Source organism: Virgibacillus kimchii, from assembly GCF_055379185.1.
Genome location: NZ_AP043951.1, coordinates 980,702 through 999,642 on the forward strand (window position 1 = coordinate 980,702; position 18,941 = coordinate 999,642).

16 protein-coding genes are annotated in these 18,941 nt (G+C 41.3%); 6 read left to right on the plus strand and 10 right to left on the minus strand.

What is annotated here, in order from left to right:
- Positions 1–85: 85 nt before the first annotated feature.
- Positions 86–1,000: an aldo/keto reductase gene (locus ACZ42C_RS04965; RefSeq protein ID WP_461180613.1), complete on the plus strand. Its 915-nt coding sequence runs from the start codon at positions 86–88 to the stop codon at positions 998–1,000.
- 154 nt (positions 1,001–1,154) lie between these two features.
- Here the strand turns inward: ACZ42C_RS04965 and ACZ42C_RS04970 are convergent, their stop codons facing one another.
- Together ACZ42C_RS04970 and ACZ42C_RS04975 are read right to left on the minus strand one after the other, a co-directional pair.
- Positions 1,155–2,108 (minus strand): MBL fold metallo-hydrolase, encoded by a 954-nt coding sequence (locus tag ACZ42C_RS04970; protein ID WP_461180612.1) that lies wholly within the window; start codon positions 2,106–2,108, stop codon positions 1,155–1,157.
- A 451-nt stretch (positions 2,109–2,559) separates the two neighbouring features.
- Positions 2,560–4,191: a M20/M25/M40 family metallo-hydrolase gene (locus ACZ42C_RS04975; RefSeq protein WP_461180611.1), complete on the minus strand. Its 1,632-nt coding sequence runs from the start codon at positions 4,189–4,191 to the stop codon at positions 2,560–2,562.
- Between the two features lie 153 nt (positions 4,192–4,344).
- On the opposite strand from ACZ42C_RS04975, the gene ACZ42C_RS04980 reads away from it, so the two are divergent.
- The 4 genes from ACZ42C_RS04980 to ACZ42C_RS04995 all read left to right on the plus strand — a co-directional run bounded on the left by ACZ42C_RS04980 (position 4,345) and on the right by ACZ42C_RS04995 (position 8,484).
- Positions 4,345–5,076, plus strand: a complete 732-nt coding sequence (locus ACZ42C_RS04980; RefSeq protein ID WP_464891331.1) for a glycerophosphodiester phosphodiesterase — start codon at positions 4,345–4,347, stop codon at positions 5,074–5,076.
- 19 nt (positions 5,077–5,095) lie between these two features.
- Positions 5,096–6,112, plus strand: a complete 1,017-nt coding sequence (gene namA, locus ACZ42C_RS04985) for an NADPH dehydrogenase NamA (protein WP_461180609.1) — start codon at positions 5,096–5,098, stop codon at positions 6,110–6,112.
- Positions 6,113–6,130: 18 nt separating this feature from the next.
- Entirely contained in the window at positions 6,131–7,045 is a 915-nt protein-coding gene (gene rnz, locus ACZ42C_RS04990; protein WP_461180608.1) for a ribonuclease Z, read from the plus strand.
- 68 nt (positions 7,046–7,113) lie between these two features.
- Positions 7,114–8,484, plus strand: a complete 1,371-nt coding sequence (locus ACZ42C_RS04995) for an aldehyde dehydrogenase (protein ID WP_461180607.1) — start codon at positions 7,114–7,116, stop codon at positions 8,482–8,484.
- Positions 8,485–8,855: 371 nt separating this feature from the next.
- Here the strand turns inward: ACZ42C_RS04995 and ACZ42C_RS05000 are convergent, their stop codons facing one another.
- The 5 genes from ACZ42C_RS05000 to ACZ42C_RS05020 all read right to left on the minus strand — a co-directional run bounded on the left by ACZ42C_RS05000 (position 8,856) and on the right by ACZ42C_RS05020 (position 15,416).
- Positions 8,856–10,109 carry a DNA polymerase IV gene (locus ACZ42C_RS05000; protein WP_461180606.1) on the minus strand — a complete coding sequence of 418 codons (1,254 nt, stop codon included), beginning with the start codon at positions 10,107–10,109 and terminating at the stop codon, positions 8,856–8,858.
- A gap of 102 nt (positions 10,110–10,211) precedes the next feature.
- Positions 10,212–11,339 carry a M20/M25/M40 family metallo-hydrolase gene (locus ACZ42C_RS05005; protein WP_461180605.1) on the minus strand — a complete coding sequence of 376 codons (1,128 nt, stop codon included), beginning with the start codon at positions 11,337–11,339 and terminating at the stop codon, positions 10,212–10,214.
- A gap of 48 nt (positions 11,340–11,387) precedes the next feature.
- A complete protein-coding gene (locus ACZ42C_RS05010) occupies positions 11,388–12,938 on the minus strand; it encodes an acyl-CoA carboxylase subunit beta (protein ID WP_461180674.1) in 1,551 nt (516 codons plus the stop codon).
- Positions 12,935–13,759, minus strand: a complete 825-nt coding sequence (gene mce, locus ACZ42C_RS05015; RefSeq protein ID WP_461180604.1) for a methylmalonyl-CoA epimerase — start codon at positions 13,757–13,759, stop codon at positions 12,935–12,937. Before mce ends, ACZ42C_RS05010 begins: the two co-directional genes overlap by 4 nt.
- 16 nt (positions 13,760–13,775) lie before the next feature.
- Positions 13,776–15,416 (minus strand): acyl-CoA mutase large subunit family protein, encoded by a 1,641-nt coding sequence (locus ACZ42C_RS05020; protein WP_461180603.1) that lies wholly within the window; start codon positions 15,414–15,416, stop codon positions 13,776–13,778.
- Between the two features lie 136 nt (positions 15,417–15,552).
- Here ACZ42C_RS05020 and prli42 point away from each other — a divergent pair, with 136 nt between their 5' ends.
- Positions 15,553–15,666: a stressosome-associated protein Prli42 gene (gene prli42 / locus ACZ42C_RS05025; protein ID WP_461180602.1), complete on the plus strand. Its 114-nt coding sequence runs from the start codon at positions 15,553–15,555 to the stop codon at positions 15,664–15,666.
- 288 nt (positions 15,667–15,954) lie between these two features.
- Here prli42 and ACZ42C_RS05030 read toward each other — a convergent pair whose 3' ends face one another.
- From ACZ42C_RS05030 to ACZ42C_RS05040, 3 genes are all read right to left on the minus strand, one after another.
- Positions 15,955–16,386: a BrxA/BrxB family bacilliredoxin gene (locus ACZ42C_RS05030; protein WP_461180601.1), complete on the minus strand. Its 432-nt coding sequence runs from the start codon at positions 16,384–16,386 to the stop codon at positions 15,955–15,957.
- A gap of 252 nt (positions 16,387–16,638) precedes the next feature.
- The gene (locus ACZ42C_RS05035; protein ID WP_461180600.1) at positions 16,639–17,934 is read right to left on the minus strand and encodes a dihydrolipoamide acetyltransferase family protein; all 1,296 of its coding nucleotides are present in this window, start codon (positions 17,932–17,934) and stop codon (positions 16,639–16,641) included.
- A gap of 21 nt (positions 17,935–17,955) precedes the next feature.
- Complete coding sequence (locus ACZ42C_RS05040; RefSeq protein ID WP_461180599.1) at positions 17,956–18,939, minus strand: alpha-ketoacid dehydrogenase subunit beta; 984 nt, start codon at positions 18,937–18,939, stop codon at positions 17,956–17,958.
- Positions 18,940–18,941: the final 2 nt, after the last annotated feature.

The following is an 18,941-nucleotide window of genomic DNA, read 5'->3' on the forward strand; positions in this document are numbered from 1 at the left end:
GTTCATCCATTGTGAAATAGTTGTAAAACGAAGTGGGTATTCTTACAATATAAGCAACCTGAAAATAGGATGGAGGCTGATAAATTTGATAAAAAATCAATTGGGGAAATCGGATATGAAAGTGAGTGCGTTAACGCTCGGCTGTATGTCTCTTGGAACAGACAGCAAAAAAGCTGCCCGAATTATTGATAAGTCACTGGATATGGAAGTGAATCATCTTGACACAGCAGATTTATACGATTTTGGTTTGAATGAAGAAATTATTGGTGGTGTGATTAAGGAGAAGCGAAATGACATTATTTTAACTACCAAGGTAGGTAATCATTTTAATAAGGAGAACAAAGATTGGTACTGGGATCCATCCGCGGACCATATTAAAAATGGCATAAAGGCCAGTCTGAGAAGGCTGCAGACGGATTATATCGATTTATACATGTTGCATGGCGGAACAATAGAGGATAATATAGATGAATCAATTGGTGCTTTCGAAGATTTAAAAAGGGAAGGTCTGATTCGCGCATATGGCATTTCCTCCATTCGGCCAAACGTTATTCGGGAATATGTAAAAAAATCAAATATCGACGCAGTAATGGTACAATACAGTCTCCTTGACAGAAGACCGGAAGAGGAAATATTGGATCTGCTTCACGCCAACAGCATTAGTGTGCTTGCCCGCGGGCCTTTGGCAAAGGGGATACTGAGCAGCGATGCATTGTCAATAATGGAAAGGAAAGGTAAAGATGGGTATCTGGACTACTCCTATCAGGAATTAAAAGAAGTATACGACAAAATCAAAAATATAAGTGAAGTACCCTTCAATGAGCTTGCATTTAAATATGTGTTAAAGCATCCTGCTTTGTCCAGTGCTGTTTTTGGAGCAAGTTCTGAGGAACAGGCAGAAGAAAATATAATTGGAAACTTTGAAGAACCATTGGATAATGAAACATACCTTCAACTGCAGCAAATTACCAAATTAAATAAATATACACAGCATCGTTGACTTTACAGCTGTAATGAGTGAAGGTTGGGACATAACGGTAAAGTCTCTAAGCATATCCGAACAAATCATAGTTATTAAGTCTTTCTCGAATAAAATTAGTTATGTCCCAGCCTGTTCAATAGCCAGTATTTATCAGTAAATAACCTCCACGTTCTTATTTAATATAGTAATATACCAAATTTCCTTCCATGGTTTTTCCAACCCGGCCTTCATTTTCCAGATAGTCCAGCTGACCAATCGTTTCCGACATGGTTAAGTCAATTTGTTTTTCAAATTGGGAAGGAAAGATCTGCCGGCATAACTGAAATGGTGTCTGTGGTTTATCTTTCAGCATAAGAAACACTTGTTCCGCGCGTTTTTCCTGGCTCTTTAAACGTTTGGTAATAATCTCTTCCACTTTATTAAATGTCTTTCCATGCCCGGGAAATACAGTATTTATTCCAAGTGATAAACATTTCTTCAAATTATTACGGTAACCAAGCATCGGCTTGGGCCGTTCCTCTTTTGGATCGATGGATGGTTCCATCAGCGGGTTCGGTGATATATGATACAGCAAATGATCACCCGCAATGAACGCACCGTCACTTTCTCTGAAAAAAGACAAGTGGCTTTGAGCATGTCCTTTTGTTTCAATCACCTGCCATTCTTCATGTCCGGGTAAAATGTCGCCTTCCTCAATTACAGAAGTCAGCTTGCCTTTACCGGAAAATTGCAAAGGACTTCGTATATGATCAAGGAAACCATGCAAATATTCCGGAATTCCACCCGCGACAAAAACATATTTAAAAAACTGTATATACCTATGAAAAAAAGATTCATCCCTTGTTAACCATAAATCCACATTTTTATGGGCAATCATGCTCTCTGCGCGCGGAAATTGTTCTATCAAACCAATATGATCCGGGTGATGATGTGTTAATATAATTTGCTCAATATCATTGGGGCCGTAACCATGCTCTTTTAGTTGCTGTTTACAGGCTTCCCATGCCTGTTCCGTTTTTACCCCTGCATCAATCAGAGACAGCCTGTCCCCTTTTAATAAATACATATGTGTATCCCCAACTGCAAACGGTGTCGGGATCGTAATCCTGCTGATTGTATCTCTCATGTAAGCTCCCCCAAAATGAATTGTCATTCAGTTTATCTGTTATTGTACACCTTATTCACAAATTTGTCATTTGAACTAACTGGAGATGCGCTCTTAAAGCGGTTTTGCGGAAACACCTTTCTATGCTCTAATCATGTAGGGGATCTGTATCCTGTAGTGTGCAATTAACAGGAGAAGATCACAGTCAATTTCCATTCTCAGCTGTAATTCGATGTAGTATTTTATATCAATTTCGTCCCTTAACACCTCTCAATTACAGTATATTTCAGCATTTTCCTTAGTCATTTCACCACATATGTCGGAAAATGAGTTAAAAGATAAACTTGCCCGAAGCTGATTCATCACATAGCTGAACTTACGATTGTTCCTTGGCTAATTTATAAAAAAATCGGCTTATCGCTGTCCTTTAACAGGGATAAGCCTATGAAAAATTCATGTTTTTTTCTTCAGTTTAAGCAGCGTATTGATTATCCAATAATTGATGAATAGCTTCAGTTAAAATACGCGGCAGATAATCAAAGCTGTATGTGATTTCAAGCCGTTCTGTCCATTGATGGGGATCTTTGCCCAATGGGCCTATATTTAATACCGGCATGGTCAACCGCTCCATTACATCACTTGGAAAGACAAAACCGTTATTTTGTAATGGAAGATTGTCTGTCAGCTTCCCAAGTTTATTTTCAGAAGATGGTGATCCTATAAAACTTAAATCAGACAAACCGGTAAAAAAAGCTGCTTCCGTAAAAGAAATATCGTAATTGGTTTTGGCATAATGCTGAATATGACCGATTATATTTCTTATATAAGGATCATGGAAGGAGGACACCGCTGGGTAAAATGGCGGACTGTAAAACAAGACGATCATCGGTGCCATTTCCTTGCATAAAGCGGCAAGGTCCTGTACGAGTAAAGTGGAAAAATCACGGTCTCCTTTATTGCGCTGACTTACCAGGAGATTCTGCCTGCGTTTTATTTCTGCTTCTCCATATTGCTTAACTGCTTCGGCATACAAATCCTCATACATTATCACGCTTACATTGGAAACCGGGATGGAAAAATCCGACACGGCTTTCCGGAACCCTGCAGCTTTATTCTGTACATACACATCTACCTTTTTCGCAGCTTCCTCAGCACAGCGGAGCAGTTTGGCATTCAATGTTTCAAAAGTCTGTTTCAAATACAATACATTAAACATAGCGACTGCGGCCTGGGGAGTCTGAACTGAATATTCATCTTTTAAGTCCCGCTGCATTAAACTTACCGGCGGTGGTGTCACTTCCTCCTCCGCTTTTTCAATAAATGAATCATTTAATTCGATTTCCTGGGACAAAAAGCTAATCATCAGATTGGGGTTTATTCCGGAAAAGGGTTCTCCCACGTGTGATTCCTTGCCGTAACAGTAAAACCCGGGGAGAATTTTTCCTACAGAACCTGTATAAATGTAATGATTGGGATCGCCTGGATATTTGCTGAAGGAAGGTTCACTGTTTAAACAAGCCTTAAAAGTGAGTCCCTCTTCCTTTTTTATGAGATCAATCGCCGGCAAAGCTTCCAGCATCCCTTTTGAATTTACTTCTTCATCCGGCACGCTTAGCAATAAAACATTACCGTTAAATTGACCATCCATCGCTTTTTCCAGCATCGATAGCTGTAACGCCAGACCTGCTTTCATATCCATCGTTCCTCTGCCAAACAGCCAGTCTCCATTCTCCAAATCGTATTGTACTGATTGAGGCAGTTGTTTCTTCCTGTTTTTCAATTCTTCCGTCAGCTCTCTCGGTTGGAAAGAAAGGTTCTTTAAAGATCCATAATCATCTACTCCTACAACGTCAAAATGACTTAATAGAATGACTGTTTCCTTTGTTTCTGAAGTGGATTTAACCAGCGCTGTCACAAGTCTTCTTCCGTCTTCAAGCGGATGGAGTTGCAAATGGTCAGGATTTGATTTGAAATATGGTTTTTGCTCTAAAAGTGTATGTACGTACTCTGCAATTGCAATCTCCGCTTCCGAGCCTGTAATACTCGGGTACTGCACAAGCGAACATAATAAGTCAGTAAGTTCCTTTTTCGTTTGCCATTCCATCTTTCTATTACCTCCTTGACAGTTCAGGGGACGATAATTTTTACCTGCATACATTTTGCGGACATTCATCAGTGAACCTTGCGTGTATGCCGGGTTTAAAATAAATTGACTTTTTTCCTAAAGTAAATCACAATCATTAAAGAGGTGAAAGTATTGAAAACAAAAATAATTGCTCATCGAGGAGCGAGTAAATACGCACCTGAAAACACGATGCACGCTTTTCATCTGGCTTATAGAATGGAAGCGGACGGGATTGAGACAGATGTACAGCTGACAAAAGACGATATACCTGTATTAATACATGATGAAAATGTTAAAAGAACAACAGACGGTTATGGGTATGTCAGGGATTTTACCTTTCACGAGCTGAAAAACCTGGATGCAGGAGGCTGGTTTTCCAATAAGTATAAAGGAGCACATATTCTCTCTTTGGATGAATTTCTCCAATGGGCTGCAAATAAGTCATTATATTTAAATATAGAGCTTAAAAATAATAAAATAGATTACAGACACTTGGAAAGCTTCGTTTATGAAAGGGTAAATCACTATCGGTTACTAAATCGTACCACACTATCCACATTTAATCCAAACAGCATAAAACGTTTAAAAAAATATAGGGATCATGTGGAAATTGCCTTTCTGACTTCAAAAAGGTTAAAAAATATTATTGGTACAGTGAAGGAAATTGGCGGTAATGCCCTTCATGTAAAATACAACATATTACATAAAGCGTTGGTGGAGGAAAGCAGGCAAAAAAACATGCCCCTCCGAGTATATACAGTAAACAAAAAAATGCGTATCATCCGCTGCATTAAATACCAGGTGGACGGTATAATTACTGATGTTCCGGATCATGCCCGGGCGATTCGAAACTTTATTCGATAAATGGGACAGGAGGAGTTGTATGTCAAAATTATTTTCACCAATTACATTTCAATCAACTACATTAAAAAATAGAATTGTCATGTCGCCAATGTGCATGTATTCGTCGATGAAAGAAGATGGGCATTTGACGGATTTTCATCAGACGCATTATGTATCCAGGGCGGTTGGCGGTGCCGGACTTATCATGGTGGAAGCAACTGCAGTTAAAGAGATCGGACGAATTTCTCCTCAGGATCTGGGGATATGGGATGATGCCCATATAAATGGATTTAAAAAACTGAATGACCAAATACATCAATACGGAGCAAAATCCGCTATTCAATTGGCCCATGCCGGAAGGAAAGCAAATATTCCATCGAAAATCCATGCCCCCTCCCCTATTGCTTTTAATGAAGCTTCCAGGGTTCCTTCGGAGATGTCATTGAATGATATAAAAGAAACGATAGAAGCATTTGTACTTGCTGCACGCAGAGCAAGAAAAGCAGGCTTTGATATTATTGAAATTCACGCTGCACATGGATATTTATTGAATCAGTTTCTATCACCTCTGTCGAATAAACGGAATGATGAATATGGAGGCGGAAAAGAGAACAGATATAGGATAATAGAAGAAATTATTGAAGGAATAAAAACGGAATGGGAAGGTCCGCTTTTTATACGGATCTCCACAGACGAATACGATAACAATGGAAATTCTTTTGAAGATATTCTTTATTTCGCATCTAAAATGAAACAGCAGGGAATAGACTTAATTGACTGCAGCTCAGGCGGAGTTGTACCGGCCGGTATGACAACTTATCCCGGCTACCAGCTGAAACGGGCTGAAAAAATAAAACAGGCTGCACATACGGCAACAGGAGCCGTCGGTTTAATTACAACCGGCATTCAGGCAGAAGAAATTATACAAAACGAACGTGCTGACCTCGTCTTTATCGGGAGAGCTTTTTTAAAAAATCCGTATTGGCCAAAAGCAGCTGCAGATGAATTAAATTTTGCATTGGAAGCGCCAAAGCAATATGAACGAGGCTGGAAGTAATAAGGTGGAGGATTTCATATGGAACTTTTTTTTCTTGGTACTGGTGCAGGAATTCCTTCAAAGGAAAGAAATGTATCATCCATCGCACTGAAACTATTACAGGAACTTAACAGCATTTGGCTGTTTGACTGTGGAGAAGCAACACAGCATCAAATGCTTCACACCTCCATAAAACCGGGCAAAATAAACAAAATTTTTATTACCCACATGCATGGTGATCATATCTTTGGATTACCCGGTGTATTAAGCAGCCGTTCATTTCAAGGAGGTAAAGAGGCATTAACGGTTTACGGTCCAAAGGGAATCAAGGAATATACAGAAAAAACTTTACGTTTAAGTGAGACCACTTTAACATACCCATTGGAAATAGAAGAAATTTCTGAAGGATTCCTGTTCGAAAATGACAAATTTGCCGTATATGCAAAAGAACTGGACCATAAAATACCTACCTTTGGGTTTCGTATTGTTGAAAAAAACAGACCTGGTGAATTGCTCGTGGAAAAACTTAAAAATCTCGGGATCGAGCCGGGACCAGTATACCGGCAAATAAAAGAGAAAAAACAAGTCACCCTGGAGGACGGGAGGGTTATTTTCCGGAAAGACGTGGTGGGTCCTGATAAACCCGGTAAGGTTATTACCATTTTAGGAGACACCCGTTATCCATCAGCATTCGGTGATTTTGTTAAAGGTTCCGATGTACTGGTGCATGAATCCACCTTTCGTCATGAAAACAGGGATTTGGCACATAAATATTTTCATTCAACGGCAACAGAGGCAGCAAACCTGGCAAAAAAGAATAACTGCAGTCGTCTTGTACTGACCCACATTTCGTCCCGCTATCAGAGAGAAGAAAGCGCAGCCCTATTGCAGGAAGCAAAAAAGATTTTCCCTGAAACAGAGGTTGCATCCGATTTTTATCGGTTGATGGTATAGATCCCTACAAAGATTTTATACGGTACCGGCAAAAGGTAAAGACAGCTCAGACAAGAGGAGAGATAAACATGGAGGAAATGGAGAAGTTAGTAAATAACCAAAGGTCTTTCTTTATGAATGGCAATACTATTGAATATTCCATCCGTAAAGAAAAATTGCAATTGCTGAAAAAAATGCTTAAAAGCTATGAAACCGACATTTATGATGCCTTGAAAATTGATTTGAATAAATCAGAACATGAGACATTAACGACTGAGCTGGGGCTCCTTTATACAGAGATTGATTTTGCCTTGAAACATCTGCAGGAATGGATGGCACCAGAGAAGGTAAATGCACCTTTGACACATAAAGGGACGAAAAACTATATTTTTAAGGAGCCATACGGTGTCTGCCTGATTATTTCGCCCTGGAATTATCCCCTGCAATTGGCGCTTGCTCCTCTAATCGGAGCCATTGCTGCCGGGAACTGTGCCATTATTAAACCATCAGAGTATGCAAAAGCAACTTCCATTATTCTGGAAGAGATGATTAAGGAAACTTTTGATCCTTCATATATTACAGTAGTTCAGGGAGACAAAGAGATCAGCCAGGAGTTGTTGAGACAGCGCTTTGATTATATATTTTTTACCGGCAGTACGCCTGTTGGAAAAATAATTATGAAGGAAGCAAGCAGACACCTTACACCGGTTACCCTGGAACTGGGAGGGAAAAGTCCGGTAATTGTAGATAAGGATGCTTCCATCCAGCATGCGGCCAAGCGGATTGTTTGGGGGAAATTTACCAATGCCGGCCAAACCTGTGTCGCACCGGATTTTCTGTATGTGCATGAAAAAGTAAAATTTAAACTACTGAAAGAAATGAAAAAGCAAATCAAGTCTTTTTATGGTAAATCACCATTAAGAAACAAGGACTATATCCGAATCATTAACGAAAAGCATTTCAATAGGCTGGAAAGCTATTTAAATAAAGGAACTATTCTTCACGGAGGCAATGTGGACAGGGAATACCTGATGATTGAACCAACGATTATAGATCAAGTCTCCTGGGAAGATGAAATCATGCAGGAGGAAATTTTCGGACCGATTTTGCCTGTTTTCAGTTTTCAGGATATCGAAGAAGCTGTAGAAAGACTTAAGCCACTAGAGAAGCCATTGGCACTTTATTATTTTGGGGAAAATGGCAAGACACAGCAACAGATTATACAATATTTATCATTTGGCGGCGGAAGCATCAATGATACACTCTATCATTTGGCAAACCCCCACCTCCCATTTGGCGGGGTAGGAAACAGCGGTATGGGAGCGTACCACGGAAAACACAGTTTTGACACTTTTTCCCATAGTAAGAGTATTTTAAAACAGACGACAAAATTTGACCTGCCATTTCGCTATCCCGGAGGAAAGCTATCTCAATCTTTGGTTAAAAAAATCATGAAATAGCAATGTTTCGATATGACCTGTATCATTTGTCGGAAAAAATCCAAACAAATTAATAACCCAGCTTCGGCAAAAAAAGCAACACCTTGAAATTTCCATGGATTTAATCACAAAGATATACTTGGTAAGAATTTTATTTTTTCAGCAGGAGAAAAGATATCGATGAGCTCTCTCGGAAACGATGTGCCCGAGCAGCTCATCAGCTGCCTGCGGCAAAGAGGGTCATGGTGTAGACGACCGATCAAAGTTTAATGCGGATGTCGCAATTTATGTGTCCATAGTAAAAGCAAAGTATATTCCTGGCGTGACCGTTGATGCTTCACCCTCCGGTCTTGTTTCAAAACTTTATAGTTGTGCAAGACAACCATGTGACTCTATTCCCTTTTATAATCATCCAGAAAGTCTTTTTGAAAACTTGTTCTGGGCTGATCCTTCTTAAAATCTTCCTGTTTCCATTGTTTAAATGGATTCTTTCCGTATTTTTTTGACAGGTCTTCAATGGCATTGTACAGTTTTTCTTTATCTTTCTCTTTTTCATACGTAAATAAATTCAGTTGCTTACCAATATACTGCTTTTCATTAATGTCCTGAACTGTAACACCAATTAACCTGACGGGTTCGCCATTCCAATGGTTTTGCAGCAAGTCATTGGCAACTTCAAAAATTTCTTCCTTTGTTTCTATATAATTGGACAATTTCCTGCTTCTTGTTATCGTCTTCCTGTCGTGAAAACGAATCATTAATTGCACGCTCTTTCCCACTGCCTGTTTCCTGTTCAGTCTTCGTTGTACATTATCACTGAGCGACTGCAATAATTGCTGAATCTCCCTTTCATCCGTTGTGTCATGGGGAAGGGTTTGCGAGCTACCTATACTTTTAAATTCATGGATGGCATCCGGATCAACTGGCCGTGGATCCAAGCCATTTGCTCTATTCTGAAGGCGTTCTCCATTTATGCCAAGAATCTGCTTCAGGTCATAAACATTCTTTTTTGCCAGGTCGCCAATTGTATTTACTCCTACTTTTTTCAATTTCGTTGCTGTTTTTTCACCGACACCATACATTTCTTCGATAGGCAGCGGCCAGAGGATTTTTTGCAATTCCCTTTTTCGCAATACTGTAATTCCCATTGGTTTTTTTATGTCAGAGGCCATTTTGGCAAGAAATTTATTTGGAGCGATGCCAATACTGCAGGGAAGATCCAATTCCTTGAAGATTCTTTGCTGCAGATCATGAGCAATATTCACCGGGTTTCCATGTGAAAGGCTGTCCGTTACATCCATGTACCCTTCATCAATGGACACGGGTTGTACAAAAGGTGTAATTTCGGCTAGCATTTTAAATATTTCTCTGGATGCAGCGCGGTAACGATCAAAGTTTGGTCGCATGACAATTAATTCAGGACATAATTTTCTTGCTTCCCATAAAGTCATCGTTGTTTTTACCCCTTTGGCTCTTGCTTCATAGCTGCTTGTTACAATGATCCCCTTTCTTTCATCAGGGTTTCCTGCGATTGCCAGCGGTTTTCCCTTCAACTCGGGATTATAGGCCATTTCCACGGATGCATAAAAAGAATTCATATCAACATGAAAAATTACTCTGGGTCCTTTGGTTTTCAGCTGGATCAATGGTAAGACGTCCTTTTTTATTTTTTTGATAGCTCTATTATATCATAATAAGGAAAATCCCTTTGTTATAGATTATTGTCTATACAAAGGGATGAAGAGGATTTAATTTTCATTAACCTCTTTTATAATTTCAGTAACCAATTCAGTTATCTTTACGAGTTCTTCCACCGGCATTTTTTCATTCGTTGTATGAATCTCTTCGTACCCAACTGCCAGGTTAACCGTAGGGATACCATGGCCTGCAATAATGTTGGCATCACTTCCTCCACCGCTTTTTACAAGCTTGCTTTCACGGCCTATCGATTTTACTGCCTTGCGTGCAACTTTGACGAGATGGTCGCCTGCTTGCTGTTTAAACCCCGGGTACATGAGTTTAACCGTGACATCTGCAGATCCCCCAAAGCTTTCTGCGGTTTGTTCAAAGGCTTCTTTCATTTTTTGAACCTGCCTGTCCATTTTATCGGGATCCAATGAACGTGCCTCTGCCAGTATTTCTACATGGTCTGCTACGATATTAGTTTGTTTTCCGCCTTCAAAGCGGCCGATATTTGCAGTCGTTTCTTCATCAATTCTGCCAAGCGGCATTTTTGCAATTGCTTTTGCAGCAAGCGTAATCGCAGAAACTCCTTTTTCCGGTGCCAGACCGGCATGGGCTGTTTTCCCTTTCATAATGGTCCACAGCTTCACCTGGGTTGGCGCTGCCACTACAATCTCACCAACTTTGCCGTTACTGTCGAGTGCATAACCGTATTTTGCTTTAATAAGGGAAACATCCAGTGCTTTGGCTCCCACCAGTCCGGATTCTTCTCCGACTGTTATAATAAATTGAATATCCCCGTGATGTATATTGTTTTCTTTCAATGTGCGGATTGCCTCCAGCATGGCTGCAATCCCAGCCTTATCATCCGCTCCTAGAATAGTGGATCCATCAGAGGAAATATATCCATCCTTTATACTTGGCTTAATCCCTTTGCCGGGAACAACGGTATCCATGTGGGAAGTAAAATAAATGGGTTCCGCATCCGGGTTATCCCCTTTCAGCGTACAAATTAAATTCCCTGCACCATGGCCGGTCTCCTCCATGCTTGCATCTTCTTTTACATCCAGGCCAAGCTGTGTAAATTTATCTTTTAAAACACGGGCAATTTCTGCTTCATGCTTTGTTTCTGAATCTACCTGCACAAGCTCGATAAATTCGTTAATTAATCTTTCTTTATTAACTTCTGTCATAACTTACAGCCTCCATTTTTTATCATCGATGAACGTAGGCATCTTTTTTTACAAAGGAATATTTCCATGCTTCTTGTCCGGTCTTTCTTCCTGCTTATTATACAGCATTTCCAAGGCCTGAATCAGCTTGACCCGCGTTTCCCTCGGATCAATCACATCATCAACCATGCCAAGACCTGCTGCTACGTATGGGTTGGCGAATTTTTCGCGGTATGTATCTATTTTTTCTTGCCTTGTCGCTTCGGGATTTTCACTTTCCGCAATTTCTTTGGCAAATATAATATTCGCTGCCCCGTCCGGTCCCATGACGGCAATTTCCGCATTCGGCCAGGCATAGACAAGGTCAGCACCGATGGACTTACTGTTTAAGGCAACATAGGCACCACCGTAAGCCTTTCTCGTTATTACCGTTATCTTTGGTACCGTAGCCTCGGAATAGGCATAAAGGATCTTTGCGCCATGTCTGATGATTCCGCCGTGTTCCTGTTTAATTCCGGGGAAGAATCCTGTGACGTCTTCAAAAGTAATAAGCGGAATATTAAAAGAGTCACAGAAACGAATGAATCTGGCCGCTTTATCACTGGAATCAATATCAAGGCCGCCTGCAAGATATTTAGGCTGATTGCATACGAGTCCCACTGTCTTTCCCTTTATTCTGGCAAAGCCGACAACGATGTTTTTCGCAAAGTTTTCATGGATTTCAAAGAAACTGTCTTCATCAACGACCTCATCAATTACTTTTTTAACATCGTAAGGACTCCTTGCATTATATGGCACAATATCCGTTAAGGCAGGGCGTCCCTCATTTTCGGATGGCCATTCCCGTATTTCCGGCTTTTCCTTGAAATTATTCGGTAAATAGGACAACAGGTTGCGTACGGCATCCAGTGCTTCTTCTTCATTGGCTGCTTTTATATGGGCGTTTCCGCTTTTGGCATTGTGAATGGCAGCTCCGCCAAGATCTTCAGATGAGATTTTTTCCCCGGTCACTGTCTCAATCACTTTTGGACCGGTAATAAACATTTGTGACGTTTTTTCCACCATAATGACAAAATCGGTAATTGCCGGGGAGTATACGGCACCACCGGCACTCGGTCCCATGATGACGGAAATTTGCGGGATTACTCCCGAATAGACCGAGTTCCGGTAAAAGACATGGCCGTATCCGTCCAAGGAAGATACGCCTTCCTGAATACGTGCCCCTCCAGAATCATTTAATCCGATGAACGGCACCTTGTTTTTTGCTGCCAAATCCATGACAGCGGCAATTTTTTTGCCGTGCATTTCTCCGAGCGCTCCACCGTAAACGGTAAAGTCCTGGGCAAATAAGTAAACTGGTCTTCCATTGATTTTCCCATACCCGGTCACGACCCCTTCACCTTTTGCCGTATTATTGCTCATACCGAAATCAGATGCACGGGTTTCAATAAATGGATTTAGTTCAACAAATGAACCTTTATCCAATAAGTACTCAATCCGTTCCCTTGCAGTCATTTTACCCTTTTCATGCTGCTTATCGATTCGTTCATCCCCGCCGCCAAGCTCTACTTCCCTTCGCTTGTCATACAGTTCATTGATCTTATCAAAAATATCCACTATGCCTCACCTCCGCTGTCATGCTCGCATAATTCAAACAGCACCCCATTTGCGGCTTTTGGGTGAATGAAGGCAATTTGACTGTTGTGTGCCCCAAGTTTCGGTTCCTCGTTGATCATTTCTATCCCTTCTGTTTTCAGTTTTTCCAAACGTGCCTGAATATGGTCCACTTCCAAGGCGATATGGTGAATCCCTTCTCCTTTTTTATCGAGAAATTGCTGAATCGGTGATTGATCATTGGCAGGTTCCAATAATTCAAACCTGGTTTCCCCGATTTTTAAAAAGGCAACTTTAACTCCTTCCGATTCCACCTCTTCCACACCTTCCAGTGTAAGTCCCAATGTATCGGTATAAAAGGGGAGCACGTGATCAATTTGCTTGACCGCGATTCCGATATGGGCAATCTTCTCCGGAGGCGGCAATGTTTCCTTTTTCGGGTCAATTAATTCCTCGATATAGTTTGCCAGCGCTTCAGTGGAAGCACCACTTGTAAAAATCTTTTTAATCCCGCTTTCCAGTAAAAATGATATATCCTCACTCGGGATTACTCCACCACCAATTACCGGAATATCAGCTGCATTCCGCTTGTCCAGTTCCTCGATCACTTTTGGGAACAATGACTTATGCGCTCCCGATAAAGAAGATAAACCAATTACATCCACGTCTTCCTGAACTGCTGCCTGGGCAATTTGTGCCGGTGATTGTCGCAGTCCCGTATAAATGACTTCCATTCCGCGATCCCTTAATGCCTGTGAAATAACCAATGCCCCGCGGTCATGCCCGTCGAGACCAGGTTTGGCTACTAATACTCGAATCTTTCCCATCATTATCCCCCTCGTCTTATATCCCTGTGTACTCGCCGAATTCATCGCGCAGTACGTTGCAAATTTCTCCGATGGTAGCATATGTCTTAACTGCATCCAAAATATATGGAATCAGATTGCTGTCCTCATTTTTTGCATGTTTACGGAGCGCATCCAGTTTTCTGTCCACTTCGGTCTGGTTTCTTTCTTCCCTTATGTTGTTGATGGCATCTTTTTGTGCTTTTTCCAATGACTCGTCTACCTTTAATAGGTCCGGATCCACTTCTTCATCCAAAGTAAATTTATTTAATCCGACAATAATTTCTTCTTCTTTTTCAATATTTTTTTGCGTTTCATAGGCATTTTGATGAATTTCCCGCTGCATATAGCCTTCTTCCACTGCCTGTACCGCACCGCCAATTTCCTTAATTTGCTCCAGATAAGCGTTAATATCTTTTTCCATTTGATCTGTTAACTGCTCCACATAGTAGGAGCCGCCCAATGGATCGATCGTATCCGCTGCACCGCTTTCATGCGCAATAATCTGCTGTGTGCGGAGTGCGATTCTGGCAGACTCTTCCGTCGGCAGGGATAAAGCTTCATCCCTTGAGTTTGTATGCAGACTTTGTGTTCCACCCATTACCGCTGCCAAAGCCTGCAATGTTACCCGTACAATGTTATTATCTGGCTGCTGGGCTGTTAGTGTGGAGCCGCCGGTTTGGGTATGAAAACGCATCTTCCAGCTTTTTGGATCTTTTGCTTTATAATGCTCTTTCATTAATTTGGCCCAAATTCTTCTTGCAGCACGAAATTTTGCCACTTCTTCAAAGAAGTTGTTATGAGCGTTAAAGAAAAAGGCCAGTCTGGGCGCAAAGGAATCTATATCAAGTCCCGCATCCAATGCAGCATCGACATAAGCCATGCCATTTGCAATTGTAAATGCCGCTTCCTGGACAGCATTGGAGCCGGCTTCGCGGATATGATAACCGGATATGCTGATCGTATTAAACTTTGGCACATTTTCTTGACAGAATTCAAAAATATCGGTGATCAGTCTCATGGACGGTTTCGGCGGATAAATATACGTACCACGTGCAATATATTCTTTTAGTATATCGTTTTGTATCGTACCTGTAAGCTTTTCCAGTGGAACACCCTGCTTTTCACCGACAGCAATATACATGCACAAAAGGACGGAAGCCGGTGCATTTATAGTCATGGAGGTGCTTACCTGATCAAGTGGTATCTGATCCAAAAGCTTTTCCATATCCTCAAGGGAATCAATGGCAACACCTACCTTGCCTACTTCACCTTCTGCCATACTGTCATCGGAGTCATAGCCGATTTGGGTGGGCAAATCAAAGGCAACGGACAGCCCTGTTTGTCCCTGGTCCAGCAGATACCGAAATCTCTTATTCGTTTCTACAGCTGAGCCGAAGCCGGCATATTGCCGCATCGTCCAGAATCTTCCGCGGTACATCGTAGGCTGGATGCCTCTTGTGTAGGGATATACTCCCGGGTATCCAATGTCCTCTTTTTCTTCCTCTCCGGTATATAACCGGTCCACTTCAATATTGGAAGACGTCGTAAACGATTCTTTTCTTTCGGGAAAGCGTTTTACTACTGCATCGACAGCATTCTCCCATTCTTTTCTCTTATTATTTTTGTTCTCACTCATTGTTCTACTACCCCCGTATGTTATATATTGACATAGATTTACCCTTATTTCTCTATTTCTTTTCTATTTTCACTTGTTCATATAGCATTTTCACGCTAAAATACAAGTAGTAAGCTGTACTAAAGGAGGACTAATTGTGGCAACACGCAAAAAATCAAAACGTGAACGAAGAACGAGAATCATTATCTATATTATGATTATTGCAATGATACTGTCATCTTTGACTGCCGGCTTAGCCATGTTTATATAAAAAAAGAGACATAGACTGGGAAATTGCCAGTCTTTTATAAATGGCTTTCAAAAAAGTATGAGCGGGCAAAGAAATTGTAGAACTTTAACCCTGCTTCAATACAGTATAATATCTTTTTTGTTCTATGTCTTTAAAAAAATTCATTAATGAACTTTGATTTGCCGGGATATTCCTGAATGTTCCCGACTTACAGGTTTAGTTTATTTCTATGTATTTGGTGCATAATGCATTGCAAACCTTAATGTAAAGGAGGCTGGCCTATTTGCATAGAGCCAGCCTCAAGGCTTGTTACACTTCTTCACAATGTTCATCAAAAACCTGCTGCAGCTTACCCATGACATCCATCGCACTGTATCCCTCAATATCATGGCGTTCCAGCATAGTTACAATTTTTCCGTCTTTCATAAAAGCAAATGATGGTGAAGAAGGCGGAAATCCTTCAAAATATTCCCTTGCTTTTTCAGTGGCTTCCGGATCCTGTCCTGCAAATACTGTTACCAAATGATCCGGCCTTTTATCATAATGGATCGCATTTGCAGCAGCAGGACGGGCAATTCCTCCGGCACAGCCGCAAGTGGAATTGATCATCACTAATGTGGTTCCCTTTTGCGTTAATGCTTCATCCACCTCATCCGGTGTTAATAGCTCTTTATAACCAGCTTCGGTTATATCCTTCCGAGCGGCATCAACAACATCATTCATGAATAAGTTGAAATCCATATATCTTTCATCCCCTTATAGGCTAAGTATAGTAAAACTCCTTTTCAGCATATCAATTCCTGTTACATTTTTCAATTTATTGACATGGTATTACATTTTAAATAATAGTGGTTCACAGTTTTGGATTCTTTTTACAGGATTTGTTTTATCATTATTAGTTGGAAAACAATCCAAAAACTTTACAACCGCCTGTATCCGAAAGCATTGCAGCTTCACTCCAGGCGCTACTGTTAACTTTCGGCAGCAGGATATTTAATATATATTGGTGGTGTCTTTATTCATGTTTTCCAGGATCTCTTTCACCCTGCTTAAAAATTTGCCGCAGACTAGACCGTCCAGGATACGGTGATCAAGTGATAAACATAGGTTCACCATATCTCTTGCAGCAAACATGTCATTATAAATAACAGGACGTTTCACTATGGATTCCACCTGTAAAATTGCTGCCTGGGGATGGTTAATCACTCCCATGGATTGCACAGACCCGAAAGAACCTGTGTTGTTTACGGTAAACGTACCGCCTTGCATATCATCAGCTGTCAACTTTCCTGTCCTTGCTTTTGCGGCCAGGTCATTAATATCTCGGGCAATTCCTTTAATGCTTTTTTCATCTGCATGTTTGATGACAGGAACAAATAATTCATTATCCTTTGCCACAGCGATGGAAAGGTTAATATCTTTTCTTTGGATAATTTTATCTTCAGCCCATGTGCTGTTCAGCTCCGGATATTCTTTCAGAGCCTGGGAAACTGCTTTTACAAAGAAAGCGAAGAAAGTTAAACCATATCCCTCTTTTTGCTTAAATTCATTCTTTATTTCGTTTCTGTAAGAAACCAGATCGGTGACATCCACTTCAACGGTCATCCAGGCATGTGGTATTTCCTGCTTGGAACGGACCATATTCTGGGCAATCATTTTACGGACCCCGGTTACAGGGATCTCGACATCGCCGGATTGTGCCTTTTGTTGCGGGGCTCCTGTAGCGGCGGCGTGTGTTGACAAACTTGGAGTTTCCGGTGCGGCTGCGGCTTTGGCTTCCGCTGCTTCTGATTTTGGAATTTCTCCGCTTTCAATTATTTTTTCCACATCTTTCCTGGTTATTCTTCCCCCTCTGCCGGTACCATTTACCTGATCAAGGTCAATATCATTTTCCTGAGCCATTTTTAACACGGCGGGAGAGTAACGTTTTTTCATTGATACGTCTTCATTGTCAGGCTGCCCTGATTTTTGTTGATCTGTTGCAGATTGCTTTTCTTCTGATTGCCTGGAATCTGTTTCTGATACAGATGCAGAGCCGCTTGAATCCCCTTCCGTATCTATATAGCACATTAATTCACCTACAGCAATTGTATCCCCTTCCTGGGCTACCAGTTCTTTTATTACACCGGTATAGGAAGAAGGAACTTCGGCATTTACTTTATCTGTCATTACTTCTGCTATAGGATCATACTTATTTACTTTGTCACCTACACTCACTAGCCACGAACTGATCGTTCCCTCTGTTACACTTTCACCTAATTGGGGCATGTTTATTTTTTCTTTCGCCATCTTTTATACACCTTCCTTCATTTAAAATTCTGCTAGTTCGCGAATTGCTTTTTCCACTTTATCCGGGTTTACCATAAAGTACTTCTCCATTGTTGGTGCATATGGCATGGCAGGTACATCTGGGCCGGCGAGCCGCTGGACAGGAGCATCCAAATCGAAGAGGCAGTTTTCCGCGATAATCGCTGCAACCTCACCAATAATGCTTCCTTCTTTGTTATCTTCGGTTATTAACAGCACTTTGCCTGTTTTCTTTGCAGCCTCAATGATGGCTTCCTGATCTAACGGGTAAACCGTTCTTAGATCCAATATATGAGAATCAATGCCTTCTTCAGCCAGTTTTTCGGCAGCCTGCAATGCGAAATGTACACATAAGCCGTAAGTAATGATGGTTACATCCGATCCTTCCCGCTTCACGTCCGCTTTACCGATTAGAAGTACATAGTCATCCTCAGGCACTTCCCCTTTTAATAAACGGTAGGCACGTTTATGCTCAAAGAAAAGAACCGGGTCATTATCGCGAATGGAAGCTTTCAGTAATCCTTTCGCATCATATGGTGTTGACGGCATAACGATTTTCAGTCCCGGCTGATTGGCAAAAACTGCTTCCACGGACTGGGAATGATAAAGTGCCCCGTGAACGCCGCCTCCATAAGGAGCACGTATTGTAATCGGTGCATTCCAGTCATTGTTGGAACGATAGCGGATTTTTGCAGCTTCGGATATGATTTGATTGACTGCGGGCATGATAAAATCGGCAAATTGCATTTCAGCAACCGGACGCATGCCGTACATTGCAGCGCCTATACCCACCCCGGCAATGGCAGATTCCGCAAGGGGTGTATCCAGCACCCGGTATTCACCGAACTCCTCATACAATCCATCGGTTGCGCGAAAAACACCGCCTTTTTTCCCCACGTCTTCACCTAAAATAAAGACTTTCTCATCCCGCACCATTTCTTCTTTTAATGCAGTGGTAATAGCTTGTATATATGACATTACTGGCATAG

Bases quoted from the DNA above. Each gene is read 5' to 3' on its own strand.
- ACZ42C_RS04970 (WP_461180612.1), bottom strand. From the start codon at position 2,108: ATGAGAGATACAATCAGCAGGATTACGATCCCGACACCGTTTGCAGTT.
- ACZ42C_RS04975 (WP_461180611.1), bottom strand. From the start codon at position 4,191: ATGGAATGGCAAACGAAAAAGGAACTTACTGACTTATTATGTTCGCTT.
- namA (WP_461180609.1), top strand. From the start codon at position 5,096: ATGTCAAAATTATTTTCACCAATTACATTTCAATCAACTACATTAAAA.
- rnz (WP_461180608.1), top strand. From the start codon at position 6,131: ATGGAACTTTTTTTTCTTGGTACTGGTGCAGGAATTCCTTCAAAGGAA.
- ACZ42C_RS04995 (WP_461180607.1), top strand. From the start codon at position 7,114: ATGGAGGAAATGGAGAAGTTAGTAAATAACCAAAGGTCTTTCTTTATG.
- ACZ42C_RS05005 (WP_461180605.1), bottom strand. From the start codon at position 11,339: ATGACAGAAGTTAATAAAGAAAGATTAATTAACGAATTTATCGAGCTT.
- mce (WP_461180604.1), bottom strand. From the start codon at position 13,759: ATGGGAAAGATTCGAGTATTAGTAGCCAAACCTGGTCTCGACGGGCAT.
- ACZ42C_RS05020 (WP_461180603.1), bottom strand. From the start codon at position 15,416: ATGAGTGAGAACAAAAATAATAAGAGAAAAGAATGGGAGAATGCTGTC.
- ACZ42C_RS05030 (WP_461180601.1), bottom strand. From the start codon at position 16,386: ATGGATTTCAACTTATTCATGAATGATGTTGTTGATGCCGCTCGGAAG.
- ACZ42C_RS05035 (WP_461180600.1), bottom strand. From the start codon at position 17,934: ATGGCGAAAGAAAAAATAAACATGCCCCAATTAGGTGAAAGTGTAACA.
- ACZ42C_RS05040 (WP_461180599.1), bottom strand. From the start codon at position 18,939: ATGCCAGTAATGTCATATATACAAGCTATTACCACTGCATTAAAAGAA.